General features: G+C 67.1%; 25 protein-coding genes. 13 read left to right on the top strand and 12 right to left on the bottom strand.

Translation table 11 applies throughout. The features are described 5' to 3' along the window. The first annotated feature begins 73 nt into the window (after positions 1 to 73). From gcvH to ACSQ1W_RS01945, 4 genes are all read left to right on the top strand, one after another. The gene (gene gcvH / locus ACSQ1W_RS01930; RefSeq protein ID WP_162339279.1) at positions 74 to 469 is read left to right on the top strand and encodes a glycine cleavage system protein GcvH; all 396 of its coding nucleotides are present in this window, start codon (positions 74 to 76) and stop codon (positions 467 to 469) included. Positions 470 to 672: 203 nt separating this feature from the next. Further along, on the top strand, positions 673 to 1,083 hold the full coding sequence (locus ACSQ1W_RS01935) for a hypothetical protein (protein WP_436041448.1): 411 nt from the start codon (positions 673 to 675) through the stop codon (positions 1,081 to 1,083). A gap of 381 nt (positions 1,084 to 1,464) precedes the next feature. After that, on the top strand, positions 1,465 to 1,911 hold the full coding sequence (locus ACSQ1W_RS01940) for a hypothetical protein (RefSeq protein WP_192270321.1): 447 nt from the start codon (positions 1,465 to 1,467) through the stop codon (positions 1,909 to 1,911). Positions 1,912 to 2,026: 115 nt separating this feature from the next. Next, positions 2,027 to 2,563, top strand: a complete 537-nt coding sequence (locus ACSQ1W_RS01945) for an SRPBCC family protein (protein WP_436041449.1) — start codon at positions 2,027 to 2,029, stop codon at positions 2,561 to 2,563. A gap of 39 nt (positions 2,564 to 2,602) precedes the next feature. On the opposite strand, the gene ACSQ1W_RS01950 is transcribed toward ACSQ1W_RS01945, so the two are convergent. Both ACSQ1W_RS01950 and ACSQ1W_RS01955 read right to left on the bottom strand, forming a co-directional pair. Further along, a complete protein-coding gene (locus tag ACSQ1W_RS01950; RefSeq protein ID WP_436041450.1) occupies positions 2,603 to 4,015 on the bottom strand; it encodes a serine hydrolase domain-containing protein in 1,413 nt (470 codons plus the stop codon). Positions 4,016 to 4,382: 367 nt separating this feature from the next. After that, positions 4,383 to 6,026, bottom strand: a complete 1,644-nt coding sequence (locus ACSQ1W_RS01955) for a GMC family oxidoreductase (RefSeq protein WP_436041451.1) — start codon at positions 6,024 to 6,026, stop codon at positions 4,383 to 4,385. Positions 6,027 to 6,245: 219 nt separating this feature from the next. On the opposite strand from ACSQ1W_RS01955, the gene ACSQ1W_RS01960 reads away from it, so the two are divergent. Next, on the top strand, positions 6,246 to 7,595 hold the full coding sequence (locus ACSQ1W_RS01960; RefSeq protein WP_436046058.1) for an NTP/NDP exchange transporter: 1,350 nt from the start codon (positions 6,246 to 6,248) through the stop codon (positions 7,593 to 7,595). Between the two features lie 66 nt (positions 7,596 to 7,661). Next, positions 7,662 to 8,036, top strand: a complete 375-nt coding sequence (locus ACSQ1W_RS01965) for a DUF1304 domain-containing protein (RefSeq protein WP_192270311.1) — start codon at positions 7,662 to 7,664, stop codon at positions 8,034 to 8,036. Between the two features lie 24 nt (positions 8,037 to 8,060). Here ACSQ1W_RS01965 and ACSQ1W_RS01970 read toward each other — a convergent pair whose 3' ends face one another. The 4 genes from ACSQ1W_RS01970 to ACSQ1W_RS01985 form a co-directional block, all read right to left on the bottom strand. Further along, entirely contained in the window at positions 8,061 to 8,429 is a 369-nt protein-coding gene (locus tag ACSQ1W_RS01970) for a hypothetical protein (RefSeq protein ID WP_436041452.1), read from the bottom strand. Position 8,430: 1 nt separating this feature from the next. Then, positions 8,431 to 8,910, bottom strand: coding sequence for a hotdog fold domain-containing protein (locus ACSQ1W_RS01975; RefSeq protein ID WP_436041453.1), 480 nt, complete (start codon positions 8,908 to 8,910; stop codon positions 8,431 to 8,433). 63 nt (positions 8,911 to 8,973) lie between these two features. Next, positions 8,974 to 11,451, bottom strand: a complete 2,478-nt coding sequence (locus ACSQ1W_RS01980) for an acyl-CoA dehydrogenase (RefSeq protein ID WP_436041454.1) — start codon at positions 11,449 to 11,451, stop codon at positions 8,974 to 8,976. Continuing rightward, on the bottom strand, positions 11,448 to 12,407 hold the full coding sequence (locus ACSQ1W_RS01985; RefSeq protein ID WP_436041455.1) for an alpha/beta fold hydrolase: 960 nt from the start codon (positions 12,405 to 12,407) through the stop codon (positions 11,448 to 11,450). Before ACSQ1W_RS01985 ends, ACSQ1W_RS01980 begins: the two co-directional genes overlap by 4 nt. 146 nt (positions 12,408 to 12,553) lie before the next feature. Here ACSQ1W_RS01985 and ACSQ1W_RS01990 point away from each other — a divergent pair, with 146 nt between their 5' ends. Beyond that, positions 12,554 to 13,153, top strand: coding sequence for a TetR/AcrR family transcriptional regulator (locus ACSQ1W_RS01990; RefSeq protein ID WP_225589231.1), 600 nt, complete (start codon positions 12,554 to 12,556; stop codon positions 13,151 to 13,153). 90 nt (positions 13,154 to 13,243) lie between these two features. Here ACSQ1W_RS01990 and ACSQ1W_RS01995 read toward each other — a convergent pair whose 3' ends face one another. From ACSQ1W_RS01995 to ACSQ1W_RS02010, 4 genes are all read right to left on the bottom strand, one after another. Next, on the bottom strand, positions 13,244 to 13,696 hold the full coding sequence (locus ACSQ1W_RS01995; RefSeq protein WP_436041456.1) for a hypothetical protein: 453 nt from the start codon (positions 13,694 to 13,696) through the stop codon (positions 13,244 to 13,246). A gap of 90 nt (positions 13,697 to 13,786) precedes the next feature. Continuing rightward, positions 13,787 to 14,140 carry a hypothetical protein gene (locus tag ACSQ1W_RS02000; RefSeq protein ID WP_436041457.1) on the bottom strand — a complete coding sequence of 118 codons (354 nt, stop codon included), beginning with the start codon at positions 14,138 to 14,140 and terminating at the stop codon, positions 13,787 to 13,789. Positions 14,141 to 14,174: 34 nt separating this feature from the next. Beyond that, positions 14,175 to 14,990: a DUF2145 domain-containing protein gene (locus tag ACSQ1W_RS02005; protein ID WP_436041458.1), complete on the bottom strand. Its 816-nt coding sequence runs from the start codon at positions 14,988 to 14,990 to the stop codon at positions 14,175 to 14,177. A gap of 5 nt (positions 14,991 to 14,995) precedes the next feature. Continuing rightward, positions 14,996 to 15,442 carry a hypothetical protein gene (locus tag ACSQ1W_RS02010; protein ID WP_192270291.1) on the bottom strand — a complete coding sequence of 149 codons (447 nt, stop codon included), beginning with the start codon at positions 15,440 to 15,442 and terminating at the stop codon, positions 14,996 to 14,998. 110 nt (positions 15,443 to 15,552) lie between these two features. On the opposite strand from ACSQ1W_RS02010, the gene ACSQ1W_RS02015 reads away from it, so the two are divergent. The 6 genes from ACSQ1W_RS02015 to ACSQ1W_RS02040 all read left to right on the top strand — a co-directional run bounded on the left by ACSQ1W_RS02015 (position 15,553) and on the right by ACSQ1W_RS02040 (position 22,252). Further along, positions 15,553 to 16,296 (top strand): helix-turn-helix domain-containing protein, encoded by a 744-nt coding sequence (locus tag ACSQ1W_RS02015; RefSeq protein ID WP_436041459.1) that lies wholly within the window; start codon positions 15,553 to 15,555, stop codon positions 16,294 to 16,296. A gap of 606 nt (positions 16,297 to 16,902) precedes the next feature. Then, the gene (locus tag ACSQ1W_RS02020) at positions 16,903 to 18,693 is read left to right on the top strand and encodes a phosphoenolpyruvate carboxykinase (GTP) (protein ID WP_436041460.1); all 1,791 of its coding nucleotides are present in this window, start codon (positions 16,903 to 16,905) and stop codon (positions 18,691 to 18,693) included. A 208-nt stretch (positions 18,694 to 18,901) separates the two neighbouring features. Beyond that, a complete protein-coding gene (locus tag ACSQ1W_RS02025) occupies positions 18,902 to 19,492 on the top strand; it encodes an RNA polymerase sigma factor (RefSeq protein ID WP_436041461.1) in 591 nt (196 codons plus the stop codon). Next, positions 19,489 to 19,974, top strand: coding sequence for a hypothetical protein (locus tag ACSQ1W_RS02030; RefSeq protein ID WP_192270287.1), 486 nt, complete (start codon positions 19,489 to 19,491; stop codon positions 19,972 to 19,974). Before ACSQ1W_RS02025 ends, ACSQ1W_RS02030 begins: the two co-directional genes overlap by 4 nt. Before the next feature lie 11 nt (positions 19,975 to 19,985). Then, positions 19,986 to 20,882 carry a DUF4097 family beta strand repeat-containing protein gene (locus tag ACSQ1W_RS02035; protein ID WP_436041462.1) on the top strand — a complete coding sequence of 299 codons (897 nt, stop codon included), beginning with the start codon at positions 19,986 to 19,988 and terminating at the stop codon, positions 20,880 to 20,882. A 71-nt stretch (positions 20,883 to 20,953) separates the two neighbouring features. After that, positions 20,954 to 22,252: an aspartyl/asparaginyl beta-hydroxylase domain-containing protein gene (locus tag ACSQ1W_RS02040; protein WP_436041463.1), complete on the top strand. Its 1,299-nt coding sequence runs from the start codon at positions 20,954 to 20,956 to the stop codon at positions 22,250 to 22,252. 8 nt (positions 22,253 to 22,260) lie between these two features. Here ACSQ1W_RS02040 and ACSQ1W_RS02045 read toward each other — a convergent pair whose 3' ends face one another. Both ACSQ1W_RS02045 and ACSQ1W_RS02050 read right to left on the bottom strand, forming a co-directional pair. Beyond that, positions 22,261 to 22,845, bottom strand: coding sequence for a 2OG-Fe(II) oxygenase (locus ACSQ1W_RS02045; RefSeq protein ID WP_436041464.1), 585 nt, complete (start codon positions 22,843 to 22,845; stop codon positions 22,261 to 22,263). 4 nt (positions 22,846 to 22,849) lie between these two features. Then, complete coding sequence (locus ACSQ1W_RS02050; protein ID WP_436041465.1) at positions 22,850 to 24,679, bottom strand: sulfotransferase; 1,830 nt, start codon at positions 24,677 to 24,679, stop codon at positions 22,850 to 22,852. Positions 24,680 to 24,706 lie beyond the last annotated feature (27 nt).

Raw genomic sequence — 24,706 nt, forward strand, 5'->3', positions numbered from 1 at the left:
TGCCTTCACCTTTGCGTTCCTCCGCTAAACTATCTTTCCCTACCCGACCCCTGACAGCGATACGGAGCACCCCATGAGTGAGATTCCTGGCGATCTGAAGTTCCTCAAGTCCCACGAATGGGCCCGCGTGGAAGCCGGCGGCCGCGTCACCGTCGGCATTTCCGATCACGCGCAGGGTCTGCTGGGCGACCTGGTCTATGTCGAGCTGCCCAACGTCGGCGACCGCATCGAGGCCGGCAACGCCAGCGCGGTGGTGGAGTCCGTCAAGGCCGCGTCCGACGTCTACAGCCCGATCACCGGCAAGATCGTCGAGGTCAACGCGGCACTGGCCGACAAGCCGGAGACCATCAACGAGGACGCCTACGGCGAAGGTTGGATCTTCGTGATCGAAGCCGAGGAGCCGGACCAGCTCAACGAGCTGCTGTCGCCGGACGACTACGCCGAGCTGATCGAAGACGAAGACCACTGAGGCATTCCCACAGGCGGTCCCCTGGCGGGGAACCGGCGACGGCGGAACGAAGATTCCGCCGCTGCCGGTTCCCCGCTTCGTTTCGGGCGTGACGTGACGCGCATCGCCGTATCCCGAAGCGCATCCTCGTGCGGCGGAGGCGCGACCGACGAGCGGCAAAGTGGAATGCGGGACACGCAGCGGACGTCGGCGACGCGTGCGACGTGCCGGTCGAAGTGGAAGGCGAGCACCCGCTTCCGCGTCGACGAAGCGGCATCGAGCCGGGTGATGCAGCGCCCGGCGAGGAAAAAAAGTTTGCGCAAATCGGCGCATTCGGGCTTGTGCGACGCGAAATCCGACGCCCTTCCGGAAAGTTTTTTTTAGGCGCGGTTCAAGCCGTTCGCGTGCGCTTGGTCGGGTGCCGGGCGATCGCGGCGCGATCGTACGCGCGCATGCATCGCGCGATCGCCAAGAAAAAAAAGCACGTTTTACCGATGTTTTTTTTCAGGCGCATGTCTTCCGCTCGCGCCGGATGCTTCAACGGTCGCCATGGCGTTGCAGCCGGCGTCGCCGCCAGCCGCCGGCCGCCGGCGCCTGCCTCGAAAAAAAAGTTGCGCGAAGGTGTTGACACCTAGAAAAACCGTGATTAGGTTTCGCCCCAAGCAGCGTTTGCTGCGGAAGCGAGTGAGTCGAATCAACACGACAGCGCGAGAGACAACACAGCCCATCGTCCGCACCGGGATCACGGTGGACGCAGGCCTCGCTTCCCCCGGAAAAATGCAACGCGCCTCCTTCATCGCACCCGTGTCGCTCCGCGACGCGGGTGTTTTCGTATTTGTAGGGGGCCGGGTTTCGCACGCCCGGACCCCTGGGGAATCCGCATCGCCGCGCGTGTCGCGACGACGGCTGCCGACGGGTCCGACTCCCGCGGCGTTTCTTGCAGCTGGGCCTGCCTCCGGGCAGATGTGCTGTAACCAGACGTAAAAATCCATAGTTCACTGACGAGGAGCCATCACATGGCAACGAAGAAAGCTGCGAAGAAAAAACCGGCCGCCAAGAAGGCCGCCAAGAAGGCCACCAAGAAGGCGGCTGCGAAGAAGACCGTGAAGAAGGCAGTGAAGAAGGCTGCCAAGAAGGTCGCCAAGAAGGTCGCCAAGGCCAAGAAGGCGGTGAAGAAGGTCGCCAAGAAGGCCGCCAAGAAAGTAGCCAAGAAGCCGGCGAAGAAGGCTGCCAAGAAGTCCGTCAAGAAGGCCGCCAAGAAGTCCGTGAAGAAGGCTGCCAAGAAGGTCGCCAAGAAGCCGGCCAAGAAGGCTGCCAAGAAGACCGCGAAGAAGGCTGCCAAGAAAGTAGCCAAGAAGCCGGCCAAGAAGGCCGCGAAGAAGGCCGCCAAGAAGCCTGCCAAGAAGTCCAAGAAGAAAGCGGCCCCCGTCGCGCTGCCGGCCACCCCGGCTCCGCTGATCTAAGCCAACCCCGATTACACGTAACACCATGGACTCTCTCCCTGTGCCCAGCGGGGGGAGAGTTTTTTTATGGGCGAACGGCTAGGCTGCCGTTTCCGGAACGCCGAGGAGGCTGCGCATGAAGTTCATCAGGTGGGTGCTGGCGGCGATCGCCGTGTTGGGCGGGATCTTCGTGGCGGGCGGGCTGCTGCTGCCGTCGACGACCCACGTGGAGCGCAGCATCGTCATCGAGCGCAACCCCGCGCAGGTGTTCGCCACGCTCGACTCGTTCGAGCGCTTCAATGCCTGGTCGCCGTGGGCCGAGTACGATCCGCAGGCGCGGTACACCTTCGAAGGGCCCGGCAGCGGCGTGGGCGCACGCATGCGCTGGGTGGGCAATCGCGCGGTTGGGAGCGGCAGCCAGGAGATCACCGCCAGCGAACCGCACCGTCGCATCGCGGTGGCGCTGAACTTCGACGGCAGCCCATCGCAGGCTACCTACCTGCTGGCGCCGGAGGGTCAGGGTACCCGTGTGACGTGGGCGTTCGACAGCGCGCACGGGCTCAACCCGTTCAAGCGCTGGCTCGGACTGGTGTTCGACCGGATGATCGGCGCGGACTACGAGAAGGGGCTGGCCAAGCTCAAGGCGATGCTCGAACAGGACGCACAGGGCTGATGCGGTGGCAGGCGGCGGATCGATGGTCCGCCGCGAGCCTCAGCGCGGCGAGGCGGTACCGCGCTGCGAGGACGTGCCGCTGTCCTTCCTGCCGTCGACCGGCGTCGCCTCGGGCGACTCGGCCAGCAGCAGGTCGTAATCGGCGGGCGTCTCGACCCACGGCTGGCCGGGCAGGCCCATCGCGCGGTCGAGGATCGTCGGCAGCAGGCCCGAGGGCAGCGAACTGTCGCTGTTCCAGACCAGCGCCACGCCGAAATCCTGCCCGGGCACCAGCGCGACCAGGCCGCGATAGCCCTGCACCGCACCTGCGTGGAAGACGACCTGTTGCCCGGCGTAATCGAACACGCGCCAACCCAGCGCGTAGCTGGCGGAATGGATGCGTTCGCGACGCCAGCCGCCGCGCATTTCGCCCGGCGTGGTCACTACCGGCGCGTGCAGCGTCGCCAGCAGGGGTGCGGGCAGTACGTCGGGGCGATGGCCGGTCTGCGCGATCAGCCATTGCGCCAGATCGCTGGCGCTGGCGTTGACGCCGGCAGCGGGCGGCAGGCGGTAGTAGGTCGGCTTCGGCGTCAGCGACACCCAGCCGTTGCGGCTGCGCACGTGCGGCCGCGCCCAGCGCGTGCTGCCCTGGATGCCGGCCAGGCCCATGCTCGCGTCGTTCATGCCCAGTGGCTTGAAGATGCGGCGATCCACGGCCTGGTCGTAGAAGGTCCCGGTGGCGGCGAACACCACGTCGCCGATCAGGCTGAAAGCGACGTTCTGGTAGGCGTAGCACTCGCCGGGCGCGCACTTGAGCGGCGCGTAGGCGAGCTTGCGGGCGACATCGTAGTACTCGGCGTTCGCCTCGATGTCGCGGTCGAAGGCGTTGTGCGCCTGCAGACCCACGCTGTGGCTCAGTACGTCGGCGACGGTCACGTGCGAGGTCGCGTTGGCGTCGCTCAACTGGAAGCCCGGCACGAACTGGTTGACCTTGCTGTCCCAGCGCAGCGAGCCGTCCTGCACCATCAGGCCGGTGAGCGTGCTGGCGAAGGCCTTCGACAGCGATGCCAGCCGGAACACGGTGTGCGAATCGACCTGCTGCGGATTCACGACGTCGGTCACGCCGTAGCCCCGCGCGCTGAGCACGCGGCCGTTGTGGACGATGGCCATCGCCAGGCCGGGCACGCGCTGGCCGACGGTCAGGTGCTCGGCCATGGTCTCGAACGAGCGCACGTCGAACCCGGCCGCGAGCGGCTGGATGTTCTGTTCCGCCAGCGAAGTGCGGTAAGGGCGCGGCTGCGTCGGCGACACGTAGGGTGCCGCACTGGCGGTTGCGACCGCTTCTGCGCCCTGATTGGCCGCGTTCCACCGCAAGGGCGTCTGCGCCGTGGACGAGAGCGTCAACGGCAGCAGCAGGCCGACCAGGCCGATCCGGAAGACATGCAGCGATCGGCGGCTCTTCTTGTGTTTCATCGTGCGTGACGCCTGCGTGAGTTCGTGCCGTCGGTCGATCATAACGCCGCTTTTTTCCATTGCACAAACAGGGAGAAGTTCGATGCCCATGTTGTTCATCCTGCTGCTGATTACGGGTGTGGCGCACGTCCCATTTCGCGGGATGTCCACCTCGTTCATCGGTCCGTGATCACGTGGAATGCGTTCAGGAATGCATTCGCACAGGAACATGCAAATTCCGCGCCGAAGGGCGCGCTGCGCGCCTTTCGGCGCGAAATGTCGGGGGTGGAAGCAGCGCTGTGGCGTATTCAGGTGGATTGCCTGAACGCGGTCGTACGACGTCATCGCCACCCCGGTGGCGATGCTTGGACGATCGGGGCTCCGCGCGTCAGCCCGCGGTGGCGAGGGCTGGCGTCGTCGCCGTGGTATGCGCGTGGCCACCGGAGAGCGGCGGGATACCGCGGATCAGGTCCGAGGCGCGCTCGGCGATCATGATGGTCGGTGCATTGGTGTTGCCGCCGATCAGCGAGGGCATCACCGACGCGTCGATCACCCGCAAGCCCTCGAGGCCGCGCACACGCAGCTGCGGATCGACCACGGCATCCTCGTCGTCGCCGATGCCGCACGTGCCGACCGGGTGGTAGACGGTTTCCGCCTTGGCGCGGATGAAGGCGACCAGGTCGGCGTCCGACAGGTCGCTGCGCACAGGATGGATGGGCGCACCGCGATAGGCGTCGAAGGCGGCCTGGGCGAACAGCTCGCGCGACAGCTTGGCGCATTCGACCATCATCTTCAGGTCGAAGCCTTCCGGATCGCTCAGGTAGTTCGCCTCGATGCGTGCATCGGCGCGCGGATCCGCGCTGGCGAGCTGGATGCGGCCCCGGCTGCGCGGGCGCAGGAAGCAGGCATGCAAGGTGTAGCCGTCGCCCGGCAGGCGGTTGCGGCCGTGGTCGTCAAGCATGGCCGGCACGAAGTGCATCTGGATATCGGGCCGATCGTCCGGTGCCAGCGGCGAGCGCACGAACGCCCCGGCCTCGGCGATGTTGCTGCTGCCCGGGCCGCTGTGCCCGCGCAGGAAGTAGTCGAATGCGGTCTTCAGCTCGCTGGTACGGTCGTAGGTGACGCGCTGCGTGCTGTGCTGCAGGGTGCAGATGTCCAGGTGATCCTGCAGGTTGCGGCCCACGCCCGGCAGCGCATGACGCACGCTGACGCCGGTCTGCTCCAGGTGCTCCGACGGACCGATACCGGACAGCATCAGCAACTGCGGCGAGTTGATCGCACCGCCGCTCAGCAGCACCTCGCCGCCGCAACGCGCGATCACTTCATGACCACCACGCGCATACGCGACGCCGACCGCGCGTCCTTTCTCCAGCAGGACGCGGCGGACCAGCGCGCCGGTGACGATATCCAGGTTCTGCCGGTCGCGCGCGGGGTCCAGGTAGGCGACCGCCGACGAGCACCGTGCGCCGTCCTTCTGCGTGACCTGGTACAGGCCGAAGCCCGCCTGCGTGGCGCCGTTGAAGTCGCCATTGCGCGTAAAACCCGCCTGCACGCCGGCTTCGATGAAGGCGGCCGACAGCGGATTGGTGTAGCGCAGGTCGGAGACGTACAGTGGGCCGTCGCCGCCGTGCAGCGCATCCGCGCCGCGCGCGTTGCGCTCCGAGCGGCGGAAGTAGGGCAGGGCGCTGGCCCAGTCCCAGCCATCGGCGCCGCCATTCGCCCAGTCGTCGTAGTCCTGCGGCACGCCGCGGATGTAGCACATCGCATTGATCGAACTGGAGCCGCCGAGCACCTTGCCGCGCGGCCACCACAGGCGGCGGTTGTCGAGGTGGGGTTCGGGCGCGGTGTCGTAGTTCCAGTTCACGCCCTTCTGGCCGACCAGCTTGGCCAGGCCGGCGGGCATGTGGATGAAGGGATGCCAGTCGCGCGGGCCGGCCTCCAGCAGCAGGACGCGGCACGCGGGGTCTTCGCTCAGGCGGTGGGCCAGCACGCAGCCGGCGGAACCGGCGCCCACGATGATGTAGTCGTACACATGCTGCCCTGTTGCGAAGTCCGGCCGAACCTAGCGGCGGGGGATAGAGCAAATGCTCTGCGGATGCGGCGGAATGCCGCACCCGCGGGATGCATGCGATTCCTGCGGCTTGCCGACAGGGAAAAGGCTGGCGATGTTGCAGTGCATCGGATACCTTGCGCGCCACAGGCGGGCCTTGTCCGCTGCCGATGAAGCGATCGCAGACCGCGCCCCATGGACCTGTCTTCTCCCGCGACCACCCGGTTCGGCCGACTCCGCGCGGCGATGTCCGAGTCTCCGCCGCTGCTGTGGTCCTTCGTCTATTTCTTCTGCCTGCTCAGCGGCTACTACGTGCTGCGGCCGGTGCGGGACGCGATGGGCGCATCGAGCGACGTCGAAGCGGTGTTCCCGCCGGACATGATCGCCTTCTTCGCCGCGCACGGCATCCCGCTGAAGGAGCTGATCCTGCAGGTGCTGTCGACCTGCTCCTTCATCCTGATCCTGATCGCGCAGCCGATCTACGGCACCCTGGTCAGCCGCTTTCCGCGCCGGGTGTTCCTGCCCGTGCTGTTCGGCTTCTTCATCCTGTGCCTGCTCGGCTTCCACCTGCTGTTCGACAGCCAGGTCGCCGGGCGCGGGCTGGCGTTCTTCCTGTGGGTCACGGTGTTCAACGTGTTCTCGGTGGCCGTGTTCTGGAGCTTCATGGCCGACGTGTTCTCGCATGACGAGGCGAAGAAGTACTACGGCTACATCGGCGCTGCCGGCACCATCGGCGCGTTCACCGGTCCGCTCATCACCCGCACGCTGGCCGAGAAGGTCGGCCTGGCCAACCTGATGCTGGTGTCCGCTGCGTTCCTGGCTGCATGCGTGGTCTGCATCTGGCGCCTGCGCCGCTGGGCAATGCAGCGCGAGGCCAAGATCGGCCGCGACAACGAGAGCGCGATGGGCGGCGATGTGCTGGCAGGCCTGAAGCTGATCGCCAAGGAGCCGCTGCTGCGCTGGCTGGCGGCGCTGGTGTTCCTCGGCGTCGGCATCGGCCAGTTGCTCTACAACCAGCAGGCGGTGATCGCGCGCGAGGGCTTCGCCACCGCCGAAGCGCGCACCGCGTACTACGCTGGCATCGATATCGCGGTGAACGTGCTGACGTTGATCGTGCAGTTGTTCGCCACCCGCTGGCTGCTGTCGCGCTTCGGGCTGGCGCCGGTGCTGCTGATCCCGATGGCGGCCTTGCTGCTCGGCTTCGCGGTGCTGACCGCGTCGCCGCTGCCGATCGTGGTCGGCATCGTCCAGGTGGTCACGCGTTCCAACGAGTTCTCGCTGATGAAGCCGGGACGCGAAACCATCTATACCCGCGTCGACCGGCAGTGGCGCTACAAGGCCGGCGCGGCGATCGACACGGCGTTCTTCCGTGGCGGCGAGATCACGTTCTCGTGGACGTACAAGGCGCTGTCTGCGTTCGGCTCGCAGGTTGTGTTCGGTGCAGGCCTGCTGATCGCCGGTGTGATGACCGCCAGCGCATGGCGCTTGCTGCGCGAAGAGAAGAAGCTGCCGTCCGCGGGCACAAGGGATGTCCCGGTCAGTCAAGACTGATCCGGCCGGGGCAGACCCTGGCGCGTGCCGCCGCTATGCTGCGCACATACAAGGGGAGAGACGGAAATGGACGTGATCGCGGCGGTGTTGGTCGTGCTGGTGGCATTGCTGCACGTGTACTTCCTGGTACTTGAGATGTTCCTCTGGACCAGGCCGCTGGGCCTGAAGACCTTCCGCAACACGCCCGAGAAGGCCGAGACCACGCGCGTGCTGGCTGCCAACCAGGGGCTCTACAACGGTTTCCTCGCCGCCGGCCTGCTGTGGGGCCTCTGCACGGGGCAGTGGAACGTGGTCGTCTTCTTCCTGCTGTGCGTGATCGTCGCGGCGCTGTACGGCGCATGGAGCGTCAACAAGCGCATCTTCTTCGTGCAGGGGCTGCCGGCGATCGCCGCGCTGGCGGCAGTGCTGTTCGTGTCGATGATGGGCGCGATTTCGCGCTGATGCCCGCGGGCAGGGGGTGCTGCGTCAGCGCAGCGCCCAACTGAGCACCAGCACGCCTGCCGCAAACAGCACCACCCACGCCAAATGGCGACCACGGGTGAACAGCAACGGCAGCAGGCCCGACAGGAACAGCGTGATCGCGAGCGTGATGGCGATGCCACGGCCCGCCGCGTCGGGTAGACGATCCAACTGCAGCAACATGGCGGCCAGGCCCCAGGCGATCACCGTGGTCAGGTGCCACGCGAAACGCAGCGTGCGCACGGTGAACCAGGTGCCGCCGAACAGCGCCGGCAGGTCGGGTCGCCGGAACAGGCGGACAAGGATGTAACGCTCGCCCAGGACCGAGTGCGCCAGCCCCACCAGGAAGATCAGCGCGGCGGCGGCGAGCAGCATGTCAGCCACCCTTCGCCGGTTTCGGCGACACCCACATGCTGATGCGGGCGCGGAACGCGGGTTCGCCCTGCGGATCGCTGACCACCACGTCCATCGGCAGTTCGTAGCCGTCGGCGGACTCGCGCGGCTCGAACGCCGGCGTCGCGACCGCGGTCATGGTGCCGACGGCTTTTTTCAGGTACTCGACGGTCATGCCCTTGGGAATCCAGCGCATCGACCGCGGGATGCTGACGTCGGTGGTCAGCCCGCCGACGAACTCCGCCAGGTTGCACAGCGCGATCGCGTGCACGGTGCCGAGGTGATTGGTGACCGACCGGCGATGCCGGATGGTCGCCTCGCCGCGGCCCGGTTCCAGCCGCGTCATGCGCGGGCCGATGCTGCCGAAGTAGGGCGCCTTGAAGCAGATCAGGCGCGAGAACAGCCAGTGCCCCAACGGCTTGCGGCTCAGGCTGCGGTAGATCTTCAGGACATCGGCGCTCATCGGAACTCCTCTCGCGACGACGGCGGGACATGCCCGCCGTCGTGATCGTTGCTGGGGTGCGCGTCAGGCCGCTTCGCGCGGCTGGCGCTTGTGCTGCGGCAGGTCGTAGTAGCTGGCTGCGCGCAACTCGTGGGTTTCGAACTCGTCCACGGTGATCGTGTCCAGCGTGATCGCACGCAGCTCTTCCAGCTGCTTGCGCTCGTCGGCGGTGATCCAGCCTTCGCGCACGCCCTCGTCCAACTGCGCGCTGTAGTCCAGCGCCTCGATGTCCTTGGTCTTCAGCGCCTTCAGGAACTTGCGCTCCACCGGTTCGGCCGCCACGGCCGCGGCCAGGTAGCTGTCGATGCGGCCACCGGGGTTGTTCTCGCACGGGGTGAGGAACACGCCCTGGCCGATACGGTCGCGCGCTTCATTCGGCGCCATCAGCAGCATGGCGACGCGATGGCTCAGGCGGTCGCCCGGGGCCACGGCACGTCGGCCGAACGGGAACACGATCGGCCACAGCAGCCAACCCAGCGGCTTGATCGGGAAGTTGCGCAGCGCCTGCGACAGCGCCAGCTCGATCTCGTAGGCGCTGTTGTGGAAGGCCCAGGCCAGCAGCGGCTTGTCGGCTTCCGGCGCGCCTTCGTCGTGGTGGCGCTTCAGCACCGCCCCCATCATGTACAGGTGGCTCAGCACGTCGCCCAGGCGGCCGGACAGCGATTCCTTGAACTTCAGCTTGCCGCCCAGCGCGCCCAGCGAGATGTCGGTCAGCAGCGCCAGGTTGGCCGCGTAGCGGTCGAGCTTGCGGAAGAACTTCTTCGTGTACGCATCGCCCGGCACCGAACCGATCTTGGAACCGGTGATGCCGAACCAGAACGAGCGCACGGCGTTGGAGATCGCGCCGCCGATGTGCGGGTACAGCGCGGCATCCAGCGCGTTGACGCCGGCCTTGGTGTCCGGATCCGTCGCCGCGCGCATCTCCTTCATGATGTACGGATGGCACAGGATCGAGCCCTGACCGAAGATCAGCAGGCTGCGCGTCATGATGTTCGCGCCTTCCACCGTGATGGCGATCGGCGAGGCCTGCCAGGCGCGACCGGCGAAGTTGCGCGGGCCCAGGATGATGCCCTTGCCGCCGACGATGTCCATCACGTCCTTGGCGACGTCGCGGCCCATGTTCGTGCAGTGGTACTTGGCGATCGCCGACGGCACCGACGGCACGTCGCCGCGGTCGACCGCCGCCGCGGTCGCCTGCGACAGCGCGCTGATCGCGTAGGCCTTGCCGCCGATGCGGGCCAGCGCTTCTTCCACGCCTTCGAAGCGACCGACCGACAGGCCGAACTGCTTGCGGATGCGCGCGTAGGCGCCGGTGACGCGCGCACCGGCCTTCGCGCCGCCGCTGGCGGTGGAGGGCAGGGTGATCGAGCGGCCCACGGCCAGACATTCGTTGAGCATGTTCCAGCCCTTGCCGGCCATCTCCACGCCACCGATCAGCTGGCTGAGCGGGATGAAGACGTCCTTGCCGCGCACCGGGCCGTTCTGGAACGGCGAGTTGAGCGGGAAGTGGCGCGGGCCGACCTCGACACCGTCGGTGTCGCGCGGCAGCAGCGCCAGGGTGATGCCGATGTCGCGCGTGTCGCCGATCAGGCCGTCCGGGTCGTACATGCGGAAGGCGAGGCCGATGATCGTGGCGACCGGCGCCAGCGTGATGTAGCGCTTGTCGAAGGTCAGGCGGATGCCCAGCACGTTGGCGCCGTTCCACTCGCCCTTGCAGACGATGCCGTAGTCCGGGATCGAGGTGGCGTCGGAGCCGGCGAACGGGCCGGTCAGGCCGAAGCAGGGGACTTCCTGGCCGATCGCCAGGCGCGGCAGGTAGTAGTCCTTCTGCTCCTGCGTGCCGTAGTGGTTGAGCAGTTCACCCGGGCCCAGCGAGTTGGGCACGCCGACGGTGGAGCTGACCACGCTGCTGACCGAGGCGATCTTCTGGATCACCTTGTGGTGCGCCAGCGCGGAGAAGCCGAGACCACCGTACTGCTTCGGGATGATCATGCCGAAGAACTTGTTCTTCTTGATGTAGTCCCACAGCTCCGGCGGCAGGTCGGCGTGGACGTGGGTGATCTCCCAGTCGTTGGTCATCCTGCACAGCTCTTCCACCGGGCCGTCGAGGAAGGCCTGTTCCTCGGCGCTGAGCTGCGGCTTCGGATAGGCCAGCAGCTTGTTCCAGTCCGGGTCGCCGGTGAACAGGTCGCCTTCGAAACCCACCGAGCCGGTTTCCAGCGCAATGCGCTCGGTCTGCGACAGCGGCGGCAGCGCGCGGCGCAGGAAGCCCAGCGCCGGCGCGGTGATCAGCGGCTTGCGGATCGCCGGGATCAGCAGCGGCACCGCGATGGCCACGACGATCAGCGCCGCGACGAGGGTCGCGGTGGGATTGGCGCCCAGCAGCCAGCACGCCACCAGCAGGCTGGCGGTGATCGCCGCCCAGTAGGCGAGCCTCAGCCGGTGGTAGGCGGCGAATGCGCCCGCCAGCAGGAAGGCGAGGAAGGGGATGGCAATGCTCATGGGGTTGCTCCGGACACGGATTCGGTTACATCGGATTCGGCACTACCCGGCGCGGCCGACAGGCCTGCCAGGTATTCCAGCACGGTGGCGGTAAATGCATCGTTGTCGTCGCCGGCCACCATGTGGGTGGCCTGCGGCAGGTGCACGTGGCGCGCGTGCGGCACCAGTTGCTTGAACTCTTCGACCGTCTTCTCCGAGACGAGATCGCTGCGGCCGCCGCTGATCAGCAGCACGGGGCACTGCACGCGGCGCGCGGCCTCGGCGATCGCGTCCTGGTGCTGGGCGCTGTCGCGCGCCAGTTCGTCGACCAGGCGCGGATCCCAGTGCCAGCGCCAACGTCCGTCAGCGCCTTCGCGCAGCAGTTCGCGCAGGTCGTCGGCGGTTTTGCGGGTGCGGCGCTGCGGCTGGTAGGCGGCGATGCTGTCGGCTGCGTGATCGAGCGAGGCGAAGCCGTCCGGGAACGCGGTCATGAAGGCGAGGATGCGCTGCAGGCCAGCGTGCTCCCAGCGCGGGGTGATGTCGACCAGCACCATCGCGCGGAACAGGCCGGGCCAGCGCGATTCGGCGATCAGGCCGAACAGTCCGCCCATCGACGCGCCGACCAGTACGGGCGGTTCGGGCTGTTCGCCGGCTACGACGATCAGGTCGTCGGCGAACTGGTCGCCGGTATAGGGAATGTCGGCGGCGTTGCGATCCGAGCCGCCGTGGCCACGCGCGTCATACGCCAGGCCGGCGTAGCCCTGCGCAGCCATCAGCTCGCCGGTGCGGTTCCAGGCGCCGCCGGTCTGGCCGAAGCCGTGCGCATAGATAAGGGCGGGGTACCCCTGCAGGGCGCCCGGCGACGCGAAGCGGCGGATCGCCAGCGCGACGTCTCCCTGTCCCTTCAGTGCACGATCCGATCCCGCGCCGATGACGCTGGATGAGGTCGTGAAGGCAGAAGAGGCATGTGTCACCATACGGGCTAGTATGGGTTGTCGCATTTAGAGCAGTCAATCGGTTTGGGCATTCGCGTTTCACATGCAACCGATTGATTTGTCTTTATTTGTTGTGCGGCGCAACATACATACCGCTACACACCTCGGCGTATGGTTAAATGCGGAACATGAGTACACCCAGCCCGGAAACACCCGCCAGCACGCCCACCCGCAACGCCCGCCTGAGTGCGGACGACTGGGCACAGGCGGCCCTCGACCTGATCGCGGAGCAGGGTGTGTCGGCGGTGGCGGTGGAACCGCTGGCGCGCCGGTTGGGTGTCACCAAGGGCAGTTTCTACTGGCACTTCCCGTCACGCGACGCGCTGCTGCAGGCGGCGCTGGAGCGCTGGGAAGTCGGCGAGCAGGAAAACATCTTCGGCAGCCTGGAGAAGGTCGCCGACCCGCGCGAGCGTCTGCGTGCGCTGTTCCAGCTGGTTGGCCATGAGGTCAAACCGCACATCATCTACAGCGAACTGCTGAAGGCGCTGGACCATCCCGCCGTGCAGCCGGTGATCGACCGCATCTCCCAGCGCCGCCTCGATTATCTGGTGGCGATGTTCCGTCAGGCGGGCCTGCAGCGCACCGACGCCACGCATCGTGCGCGCCTGGCCTATGCGGCCTACGTGGGCTTCCTGCAGCTCTCGCTGCAGTTGCAGCAGCCACGCATGACCTCGGAAGAGTTCGAGACCTACCTCGAACACGTCATCTCGACGCTGATTCCGACCTGAGTGTCGTGGGGTTGGGCTTTGGCCCACCGCGCGTGATCTTCGTATCGACGGCAGGCTGAGGACCTCCGTGCGTCGAGACCGGGGTACTGACTACTGAGATGGCGATGTGCTGCCCGGATCGGCCCTCCGCATGGCCTGCATGTGCGAAGACAGCAGGCCCAGGTCAGCACGTACTTCCAGATCATCGAACTGCGTCGTCGAGGTGACACGCACCGTCGCGTGGACTCTTGGCTCGGTATCCAGAAAGCAATCCGTGCATCGCTGGATCGTCAGGATCTTTACGGTGGATCCTTCCGGGAAGCGTGCGGTGGAGATGACCTCCGGTCCATCGAAGCCGGGTGGTGGAACGATCATGTAGACGCTCGGCGACGGACCATAGTTCTGATCCATGCTTACGCGATAGACCGTCATATCGGCCGTCGTCCTGTATTCGGCACCTACATAGCTCGCGTACTTCGGATCGCGGCTGACATCTTCGTAGCTGACCATGTAGCAGCCGGCCAGCAGGAACATTGCGAGAAGGGCCGCGAGTCGAATCTTCATCGTTAGTGTCCTTTGTTCGCAGCCTGTGGAGCGAGATCTCGCGTTGTTCGCTTTCGCAAGTCGATGGATCGTCGACCTGCCGCGCGTTCATCACTCGGGTAGTCCAGGCACGAATGCCCAAAGCGCGACCGCAACGAGGCAACTGGCGAGAAGCGTGGTCGCGGGTGCACGTGATGCGCCAGGTCGGCGCATGGAGAAGACCACGCGTCCGGCAAACAGGATGGGCACGGCGTAGCCGAGATAGATCAGCTCGACCAGGTTCGACATGGTCTTGCCGTTGTTGTCGATCATCAGGCAGGAAAACCAGCAAAGGCACGGCGCGATCAATAGCAGGCCATCGCTGAAAGTCAGTCGGACGCGCTTGCGTGCGAGCAGCCAGACGATCGAGCAGCCGATCAATGCAGGCATGCCAAACAAAAGATAGAGGCGAGCCAATTCGATCATGGTGGCGACTGCTCCTCAATGCAGATGAAGATCCTCACGCCGGCCCCATCGCTCGCTGCCGCACACCACCCCGCCATTCCCGCTGCTCGCGCACATACCCGCTGCGCTCCAGCCAGCGGAAGATCGAGCGCACGGTGACGACCGGATAGTCGCCGGACAGTCGCGTGCCGACGGAATGGTCGGTGAAGTCGGTGTTGGCGGAGAACAGGCCGCCGAGCACACGCTTGGAGTACGCGATATGCACCGTGTCCGGCACGAAGCCAGCACCGCGCGCGAACGCATACGCGCTGCGGCGGTCGTAGATGCCGCGGTCGGCGAGGGCGGCGGCCATCACTTCCACCAGCCATGCGGTGGAGTTCTGGTAGTCCTCACTGCCCGGACGCGCGATCAGGTTGTAGCGCGGGTGATGCAGGCTGTGGCGCGGCATCTGCTGCAGGCGTGCGGCCAGCCGATCGGCGACCTCCGGCGGGAACCACACGATGCGCAAGTCCTGGTTCACCAGGTCGTCGGCGAAGAAGTTCACCAGTCCCTGCGCGTACAGGCCCGAGCGGTCGCTGCCGCACTCATTGAGCAGGTGCACCACGGTCCAGCGTCCGTGCGCGTGATCGCGCACGGCGAAACCGGCATGGCTGTAGACCAGGCCCTGCTTCGACAGATCCGTGCCGACGCGCGCGATCAGCGCGACCGGCGCATCCACCTCATCCAACTGCTGCGCGGCCAGCAACGCGGTACGCGCAGCCTCGGCGACCTTGTACGGCGGCATCTCCATCTGCCGGCAGGCATCGCCCCCGCGTGCCGTCCCTGGCAGCGCGAGGGCGAAGACAAGACACAGCGCCGCGAGCGTACGCATCGCGCTCACCCGCCGTAGCGATGGCTGTGGATGTGTGGGCGCGCGGCATCGTTGGCGATGAAGCACAGCGCCTCGCCGGCCGCGCTGAGGATCCAGCCCGTCGACACCGCGGCCACGCTGATCGCCGTGCCCACCGCGATGCCGAGGCGCTTGATCGCTTCCGCACTCAGGTAGACCACGAACGACGCACCCGCCACCACGCCCGCCGCCGCGACGGATACCGTCACTGCCACGCTGCCGGCGACGACCGCCACGCCGGTCACCACCGCCGAGGCGCCGTGGCCCAGCGCGTGGATTACCGCGACGGGTACCTCGATGGAGGCTTCCAGGCTGGCCTGCGACATCCGGCTGGCGCCATCGGATTGCGGTGCGGCCTGGGCGGGCAGGGTGAGGCCGCCGGACAGCGCGGTGGTCAGGGCAAGCGTCAGCGAGCGGGCGATCAGGCGGGTCATGGCAGGTGTCTCCGGCATGGGCCGGACCATGGGCGCGGCGGCGACCGGTGTTCAACCCGCATCGACGAGGTAAGCTCCGGCGCAACAACCGGTATAGGAATCCGCTACCGATGGCCGTCTCGGTCGACCTGGTCGATGCCCTGAAGCGCTGCCTGCGCGCGCAGAACCTGACCTACCGTGAGCTCGCCGCGCGCATCCGCATGAGCGAGGCGGCGGTGAAGCGCATGTTCTCCCGCCGGGCCATGAGCCTGCAGCGGCTGGAACAGATCTGCGACGTGCTCGACGTCGGCCTGGCCGAACTCAGTGCAGAGGCCTCGCGCGGGCGCAAGGCGATGGCGCTGCTCAGTGAGGCGCAGGAACAGGCGCTGGTCGACGAGCCCACGCTGCTGCTGGCGCTGTTCCTCACCCTCAACCGCTGGCGGCAGGACGATGTGCTGGGCCACTTCGGCTTCACCCCGGCGCAGTGGACCGGGCTGCTGGTGAAGCTGGACCGGCTGGGCATCATCGAGCTGATGCCGGGCAACCGCGGCCGCGCGCTGACAGCACGCAATTTTCGCTGGCGCGCCGACGGGCCGATGGAGCGCTATTTCCGCCACACCCTGCTGACCGACTACTTCGCCGATCCCTTCGATGGCGAACAGGATGCGTTGCTGCTGCTCAGCGGCAGCCTGAGCATCGACGGGGTGAAGCAGCTGCGGCAGCGGCTGGAAGAAGTCGCGCGCGAGTTCGACGCGCTGCTCGCCCGCGACGCCACGTTGCCGGCGGAAGACCGCGTAGGCGTCAGCCTGGTGCTGGCGCAGAAGCCGTGGCTGCTGCAGCTGTTCAACCCGTACCGGCGCTCGCGCGAGGCGTAGGCACGACGGCGGAGATCGAGCCCGGAGTACCGACGATGGCGCTCCGAAAGCCATCGTCGGGGCTCGTAAAGCCATCGATGGCGCTGGGAAAGCCAGCGATGGGGCTCCGAGCCCCATTGATCGCCCTCCGAGCTCCATCTCCTTGGCACTTTGAGCCCCATCGATGGGCCTTCGAGCTCCATCGATGGCCTCCCAAGCCCGATCAATGAGGATCGGCGCTCGATCGATGGCGCCCGGAAAGCCACCGATGGCACGAAAAGCCCCGGCGGTTGGCATTCTGGACCCCATTGATGGCCCTCCGAGCCCGAGCCATGGCGCTCAAAGGCCCGTCGATGGCTTTCCGGGCCCGATCCTTGGAGCTCAGAGCCCCATGGATGGCCTTCGGAGCCCGAGCCATGGCGCTCAGAGGCCCATCCATGGCCTTCCGGGTGCGATCTCCCGGTGTTTCTCTCCCACTCTTGAGACGCCGGCCCTCCCATCGCGCGCCAACAGGCCTGCCGCCGTCCGTCGCCTTCCGGCTGACCGCCAGCCGACCCCGTGCGCGTTCTCCTCGTCTGAAGGACAAGACATTGGTATCATTTTGGTCTCACTTTTCGAGGGTGGCGCATGAACGCAGCGGTCGATGTTTTCAAACGCAACGATTTTCCGGGCAGTTCGCTGGACGCGTTGAATGCCTGGGTTGCGGAGGTCGCCGCGCTCACCCAGCCCGACCACATCCACTGGTGCGATGGCAGCGATGCCGAAAACGCGCTGCTGACCAGGCAGATGTTGGCCGACGGCACCCTGCTGCCGCTGAACCCTGAAACCCACCCGCACAGCTGGCTGCACCGTTCCAGCCCCAGCGACGTGGCGCGCGTCGAGCACCTGACCTTCGTCTGCACCGCGCAGCCCGAAGACGCCGGCCCCAACAACCACTGGATGGCCCCGGCCGAGGCGCACGCGAAGATGGACGCGCTGTTCGCTGGCTGCATGCGCGGACGCACGCTGTACGTGATTCCCTACTGCATGGGCCCGATCGATTCGCCGCTGTCGCGTTGCGGCGTGGAGATCACCGATTCGCCGTACGTGGTGGCGAACATGCGCATCATGACCCGCATGGGCGCGCCGGCGCTGGCGCGCATCGAGCGCGAAGGGACGTTCGTACGTGGCCTGCACTCGACCGGTGAGCTCGACCCCGACCGCCGCTTCATCATGCATTTCCCCGACGAGCTGACCATCAAGAGCTTCGGCTCCGGCTATGGCGGCAACGCGCTGCTGGGCAAGAAGTGCCACGCGCTGCGCATCGCCTCGCACCAGGCGCGCAGCGAAGGCTGGCTGGCCGAGCACATGCTGATCGTCGGCATCGAGAACCCGCAGGGCGAGACGCACTACATCGCCGCCGCGTTCCCCTCGGCCTGCGGCAAGACCAACCTGGCCATGCTGATTCCGCCGGAAGGCTACCGCCAGGCTGGCTGGAAGGTGTGGACGGTCGGCGACGACATCTGCTGGATGCGCCCCGGCGCGGATGGCCGCCTGTATGCGATCAACCCGGAAGCCGGCTTCTTCGGTGTGGCGCCCGGCACCTCCGACAGCTCCAACCCGAACGCACTGGCGACGATCAGCCACCACACCATCTTCACCAACGTCGCCGTCACCGACGAGCAGGAACCGTGGTGGGAAGGCCTGGATTCGCGCACGCCGTCGCTGGACTGGCAGGGCCGTCCGTACGACGCCGCCAACGGCCCGGCCGCGCATCCCAACTCGCGCTTCACCGTGTCTGCGCGCCAGTGCCCCAGCTACTCGACCAGGGCCGAGGATCCGCAGGGTGTGCCGATCAGCGCCATCGTCTTCGGCGGCCGCCGCGCCTCGCTGGTGCCGCTGGTGTTCGAAGCGCGCGACTGGACGCACGGCGTGCTCATCGGTGCCGCGATGGGGTCGGAAACCACTGCCGCCGCCACCGGTGCGGTCGGCGTGATGCGCCGCGATCCGATGGCGATGAAGCCGTTCTGCGGCTACAACTTCGCCGACTACTTCGCGCACTGGCTCTCGTTCGACGGCGCCAACGCGAAGCTGCCGAAAATCTTCCACGTGAACTGGTTCCGCAAGGGCGGCGACGGCAAGTTCCTGTGGCCCGGCTTCGGCGAGAACCTGCGCGTGCTGGAGTGGATGATCCAGCGCGTCGAGGGCAAGGCGGATGCGGTCGAAACGCCGATCGGCCACCTGCCGCGCGCCGAGGACCTCAACCTGGACGGCGTGGCGCTGAGCGATGAAGCGCACGAGCTGCTGTTCGGCTTCGACCGCGCCGGCTGGCAGGCCGAATTCGCCAGCATCGGCGAGTACCTGCAGGAGTTCGGCGACCGCACCCCGCAGGCGCTGAAGGACGAGCAGCAGCGCATCGCGGCCCGCCTGGCCCCCTGATTCCCCGCCTCGCGCATCCCTTTCCTGCGCAAGCCCCGCCGCCTCCACCCCGGAGGCCGCGGGGCTTTTTCTTTGGAGGGGCGTCGAGCGCTTCAAAGCCTCTCTCCCGCAGGGAGAGAGGCTTTGTCGGTGCGCGATCAGGGCGCCCGCTTCAAAAAACACCGCCGACGCTCTAAACCTTTGCCCACCCGGTCGCATCGTAGTCAGTATGCTGAATGCCGTGATCGAACCTTTTGCCGACAGCCTCTCGCCCGAGGACGCCGCCGCCCAGGACACCGCCCTGGCGCGCACGGCCGCCACCGGCGACATGCGGGCCTTCGAGGCGCTGTACCGGCGCCATGCCGGCCGCGTCCATGGCGTGATCCAGCGCCTGGTCGGCCAGCAGGGTGTGCGGGCCGAGGACCTGACGCAGGAAGCCTTCGTGCGGGCCTGGCAGGCGTTGCCGGCGTTCCGCTTCGAGAGCGCCTTCGGCACCTGGCTGCACCGGCTGGCGGTGAACACCGCGCTGATGGAACTGCGCAGCCGTCGCACTGGCCCGCGCCTCGACGACGACGAGGACGCGCTGGACGGGCTGGGCCTGGCCGACAGCGCGGGGCAGGGCACGGCCCTGTCGATGGACCTGGAACGCGCCGTCGCCACCCTGCCGCCGCGTGCGCGCGCCGTGCTGGTGCTGTACGACGTCGAAGGCTGGAAGCATGAAGAGATCGCCGCCGAGCTGGGCATGGCGGTCGGCAGTTCGAAAGCCCAGTTGCACCGCGCGCGGCACCTGCTGCGCGAGCGTCTAGGAGCACACGCATGACCCCCCACGATCCCACTCCGTTGTCCGACGACGCGCTGCGCTGGCAGCTGCGTGCCCTGAAGCAGGACGTGCCGCTTTCGCGTGACCTGTGGCCGGACATCGCCGCGAAGCTGGCGGCAGTGCCCGCGCCGGTCGCGGCCACGGAGCAACGCCGCCGCCGCGTGGCCCCGTTCGCGCTGGCGGCCTCGGTGCTGCTCGCGGTCACGGTGACCTGGCAGCTGCAGCGTGCGCCCGAAGGCGATGCGCTGATCCAGCGCGAGGCTGCCGCGATGACCCGCGACTACACCGGTGCCCTGGCGCAGATGGATACGCAGGCCAAGGCCTCGCCCGACTACGCCCCGGCGCTGCACGCGCTGGACCAGAGCGCGGCGGAGATCCGCCACGCCATCGCCACCGATCCGCAGGCGCGTTTCCTGCTGGAACAGCTGCGCCGCACCTACGCCCGACGCCTGGCTCTGACCCAGCGCGCGGTCATGACCTGAGGAGTATCCCCATGCGTACCTACTATTCCTTCTCCCTGCTGCTGGCCGCCGCGTTGCTGGCTCCGCCCGTCCTGGCGCAGACCGCCATCAACGATACGCGTCCGCTGGATGCGCGCGGCCGCGTCGACATCAGCAACGTCAGCGGTCGCATCGAGGTGCGCGGCTGGGAGCGCAATGAAGTACAGATCACCGGCACGCTGGGCAAGGGTGTCGAGCGCCTGGATATCGACGGCTCGCGCGAGCAGCTCAACATCGAGGTGCGCTATCCCAAGAGCAACTGGGGCGGAAACAAGGCCGGTCCCACCCACCTGGTGGTAATGGTGCCGGTGCGCGCGGACCTGGATATCGAGTCCGTCGCCGCCAGCGTGGATGTCAGCGGCGTGGCGCCCAGCGAGCTGTCGATCAGCAGCGTCAGCGGTAGCGTCGTCGCCGCGGCCGCGCCGCGCAAGGCCGACGTGGAGACGGTGAGCGGCAGCGCCACGCTCACGCTCAACAGCGAGGACGTGGATGTCAGCACGGTCAGCGGCTCCATCGTGCTGCGTGGTCGCCTCAATGGCGACATCGATGCCGAAACCGTCTCCGGCCGTATCGAGGTGACCGTCAACGGCGAACGCATCCGCGACCTCAGCGCGACCACCGTCAGCGGCCGCGCCGAAGTGAGCACGGCGCTGGCGCCGGCCGGCGAGATCAGCATGGAATCCGTCAGTGGCAGCCTGCTGCTGCGCCTGCCGAAGGACGTGTCCGCGCAGGTCACCGGCGAGAGCTTCAGTGGCGGCCTCAAGGCCACCGGCGTGACCATCGAGAAGCGTCGCGGCCCCGGCGCCAGCTTCTCCACCACCTACGGCAGCGGCAGCGGCCGCGTGAGCCTGGAGACGTTCTCGGGCAGTGCGGAAGTGCGGGTGGAGTAAGCGCCTCGGCGGCGCCGCGATGTCCCGTATCATCGACGCGTTCCCGATGATTCCGACCGAGGCTCCGCCGCATGACCAGCGCCGCATTCCATGTCCAGCAGGCGCGTCATCATCTGGAGACCGGCAACGTGGCGCAGGCGCTCGCGGATGCCGAGCAGGGACTGGCGGCGCATCCGCGCGACGATGGCCTGCAGCTGGTCGCATCGCAAGGATTGATGGCACTGGGGCGCTTCGCAGAGGCCGCCGGGAGGCTGGAGGCGCTGACGGTCGCGTCCCCGGGCGTCGGGGAAGCCTGGATGCGACTGGGTGCCTGCCGCCTGCATCTGGGTGATACGGCGGGGGCGGCGGCCGCACTCGAACGCGGTCTTGAGCACGCACCGGACTCTTTCATCGCCCGCCTGCAGCTCGCCGAAAGCCTGCAGGTGTTGGGGCGGAGCGACGAAGCGCTGGTGCAGTTCTTCCGCGCGGTGACCACGGCGCAGGCGAAGGGCCGCTGGCTCAACGACCAGACCACCGCGCCCGACCTGCGCGAGCCTGTGCGCCGTGCGATGGCGATCATCGACGCCGGCCGGCAGGCGCTGTTCTCCGATGCGATCTCGCCCCTGATCCAACAGCATGGTGCCGAGGCGCTGCGGCGCGTCACGCAGGCGTTGCAGGGCTATCTGGGGCTGCGGCCTGCAGGCAGCCCCGATCCCCGCCAGAAGCCGACCTTCCTCTACGTACCGGACCTGCAGCCCGAGCCGTACTTCGATCGCGCGCTGTTTCCGTGGTACGCCGCGCTCGAGCAGGCGGCAGACGCGATCCGCGCCGACCTGCAACGGGTGCTTGCGGCGCGGGAGGGATTGCAGCCGTTCCTCGACTTCAGCGGTGGCGCGCGCAAGAGCGACTTCCTCGACAACGCGCGCGACCTGGATGCCGCCGCGTGGGACGGCTACTTCTTCTACCGGCACGGCGAGGCCTATGCCGAGCACCTGGCCGCCTGTCCTGCGACGTCGGCCGCGCTGGCGCAGGTCCCGCTGACGCGCATCGACGGGCATGCGCCGGAGGTGCTGTTCTCGCTGCTGTCGCCCGGCACGGTGATCAAGCCGCACCACGGGGTGACCAACAGCCGCGTGGTCACGCACCTGCCGCTGATCGTGCCGACGGACTGCGCGCTTGAAGTCGGCGGCGTGGAGCATGCGTGGACGGAAGGCCGCTGCGTGACGTTCGACGACTCCTTCCTGCACGCCGCCTGGAACCGCAGCGATCACCTGCGCGTGGTGATGATCCTCGACACCTGGCATCCACGCCTGCGCGAGGTGGAAGTGCAGGCGCTGACGCGGCTGGTGGAGACCATAGGCGACTTCAACGTGCGCGCCGGCGTGGCTTGAGAGCGGCGCTACTCGTGCTCGTGTTCGGGTGCGTCGAAGCGCATGTAAGTGGACAGGATGTACTTGTCGTTGGAGACGGCCGGTGAGCCGATGTGCTGGAACATCCAGTACGGAGGGAACACCAGCAGGCGTCCCATACGCGGCTGGACTTCCACGCCAAGGTCCATGAATCGCGTGGTGCCGCCCGCGTGCACATCGTTGAGATACCACAGGAACACGAGATAACGCCCGGCTACTTCGTCCACCGAGTCGAAGTGCGGCTGGAAGCCATCCCCACTTCCGGCGCGGTACTTCTTCATCATCAGCTTGTCGATGCGGGGGCGGTAAGGCACCGGCAGGCTCAGACCCAGGTCGGCGTTGTAGCGCGCCAGCGCGTGCTCGATGCGGGTCATGAAAAAGCCGAGGAAAGCGGGATCCGCGAGCCTGGTCAGGTTGAGCTCCGTCCAACGGCTTGCATCGAGCGCCGGCCGATAACCTTTGCCATTGGGCATCTGGAACTGCGAAGACGATTCGAAGCCATCGATCAGCTGTCGGCAGAACGCCTCGGGCAGCGCGTCGTCGTATGTCCGGATGTAATCGGCGAGGGCTTTCATGGGCTCATCGTACCGTGAGGTCGTAGCCCCAGTGGTCGGCCACCGGTTGCAGGATCGGCAGCGCGGGTGCCAGCCATCGCGCATACGGTTGCCAGCGGCCGACGGCGCGTGTATTCACCGGCTCCACCACCTGCGAGTAGCTGGGCGTACTGATGTAACCCTTGCGCGCGGCGTGCTGGCTGAACTGCGCCAGGAAGTCGCGGTCGTCGATGCTGAGGAACGCGCCGATGCGGTCGACCTGTGCCGGAAAGTCGCCGACAGTGTCCTCGTAGCGCAGGACCAGCGTGTCGGGCGACAGCAGCGCCTGATGGTGGATCCAGAAGCGCATCGCATTGACGTAGCTCTTCGCCAACCGCTCCAGGCTGGAGCACAGCACCATGAAGGCGGGCGAGCGGAAGTTCTGCATGTAGCAGCTCAGCAGCACGTCGCAGGGATGGCGCAGGGCCAGGATGATTTTCGCGTTGGGGAACAGGCGCAGGATCATCGGCAAACGCAGCATGTTGAGCGGGTTCTTGTCGACCAGTTGCTGTCCGGGTGTCAGTCTGATCACCTTCGCGACTTCGGCCCAGTACACCGCACGCAGGTCGTCGGCCGCGCCCGCATTCAGTCGGTCCAGCCCCTGCGGGTACTCGAGGCCGCGCTTCTCCATGTGCTCGATGCAGCGCTGTAGTGTGGCCCGCTCGTCCATCGAGGCGTAGCCGGGGTGTGCGTCCAGCATCTGTTCCAGCATGGTGGTGCCGGAGCGCGGGAACCCGACGATGAAGACCGGTGAGGCCTTCTCGTCTGGCGCGCTCGGGTCGTGGCGGAAGCCGCATTCGTTCTCGACGAGCCACTTGCTGGAGACCTTCAGCGGTTCGGCATCGGAGTGCGCGATTTCGGGGACGACGTCTTCCGCAAGCCTGAAGTGGATCGCGTGCGCCTTCTCGAGGTGCGCCATGGCGGTCTGCGGGTCCTTCAGCTTGTCGGCGATGCTCGCCAAGGTGAAGTGCGCATTGGCTTCGGCCTGCACATGGGGCTGCAGAGCGATGATCTCCGAGGCCGCACTGCGGGCGGCGTCGTAGTCCTTGCGGCGCATCGCCAGCGAGGATTCCAGGTGCAGCAGGTCGATCTTTTCCTGGCGGCCTGCGGTATCCAGTGCCGCGCGTGCGCGTACCAGCAACGCCTCTGCCTGTTCGATCCGGTTGGTGCGCTCGTTGAGCTGCGCGAGCCGGATGATGCCGGAGGCCGATTGCTGCATGCCGGGACCGAGAAGCAGCGCTTCGGCTTCCTCGGTACGGCCGACCTGCATCAATGCCGTGGCGAGTTCTTCGCGCAGATGGGGTGGCAGGCCCTGCCATCCGCTGGCGCCAGGAATCAGTGCGGCGGCGCGCTGGGCATCGCCGCATTCGAAACAGGCCAGCGAGGCGTAGATGCGCGCCTCGGGAACGTCGGGTTCCAGTTCCACGGCGTCGAGAAAACGATGCCGCGCTTCGGCGATGCGGCCCATGTCCATCAACAGGAGGCCGTAGTCGACCAGAAAGCCGGTGTTGCGCGGCTCCAGCGCCAGCGCTCGCCGATAGGCGTCGTCCGACTCGCCGTACTCTCCGATCCGGCGAAGCACCAAGCCAAGATTGGCCCAGTGCGCCGAAACCCCGGGACGAGCCTGGGCCAGTTGCCGGTAGACAGGCATGGCATCCTGGTCGCGGCCAAGATTCTGCAAGCTCATCGCCCACAGTGTCGCCAAGCTCTCATCTCCCGGCTGGCGGGCCAACGAGAGCTGGCAGAACTGTGCTGCTTCCTGGAAACGGCCGCTCTGAAACAGCGCGATGGCTTGCTGGATCGTGGATGGATTCATCGTTCGATTCTAGCGTGGCAACAAAAA

It is taken from the genome of Pseudoxanthomonas sp. LjRoot143 (assembly GCF_964252945.1).
In the GTDB taxonomy this organism is placed as follows: domain Bacteria; phylum Pseudomonadota; class Gammaproteobacteria; order Xanthomonadales; family Xanthomonadaceae; genus Pseudoxanthomonas_A.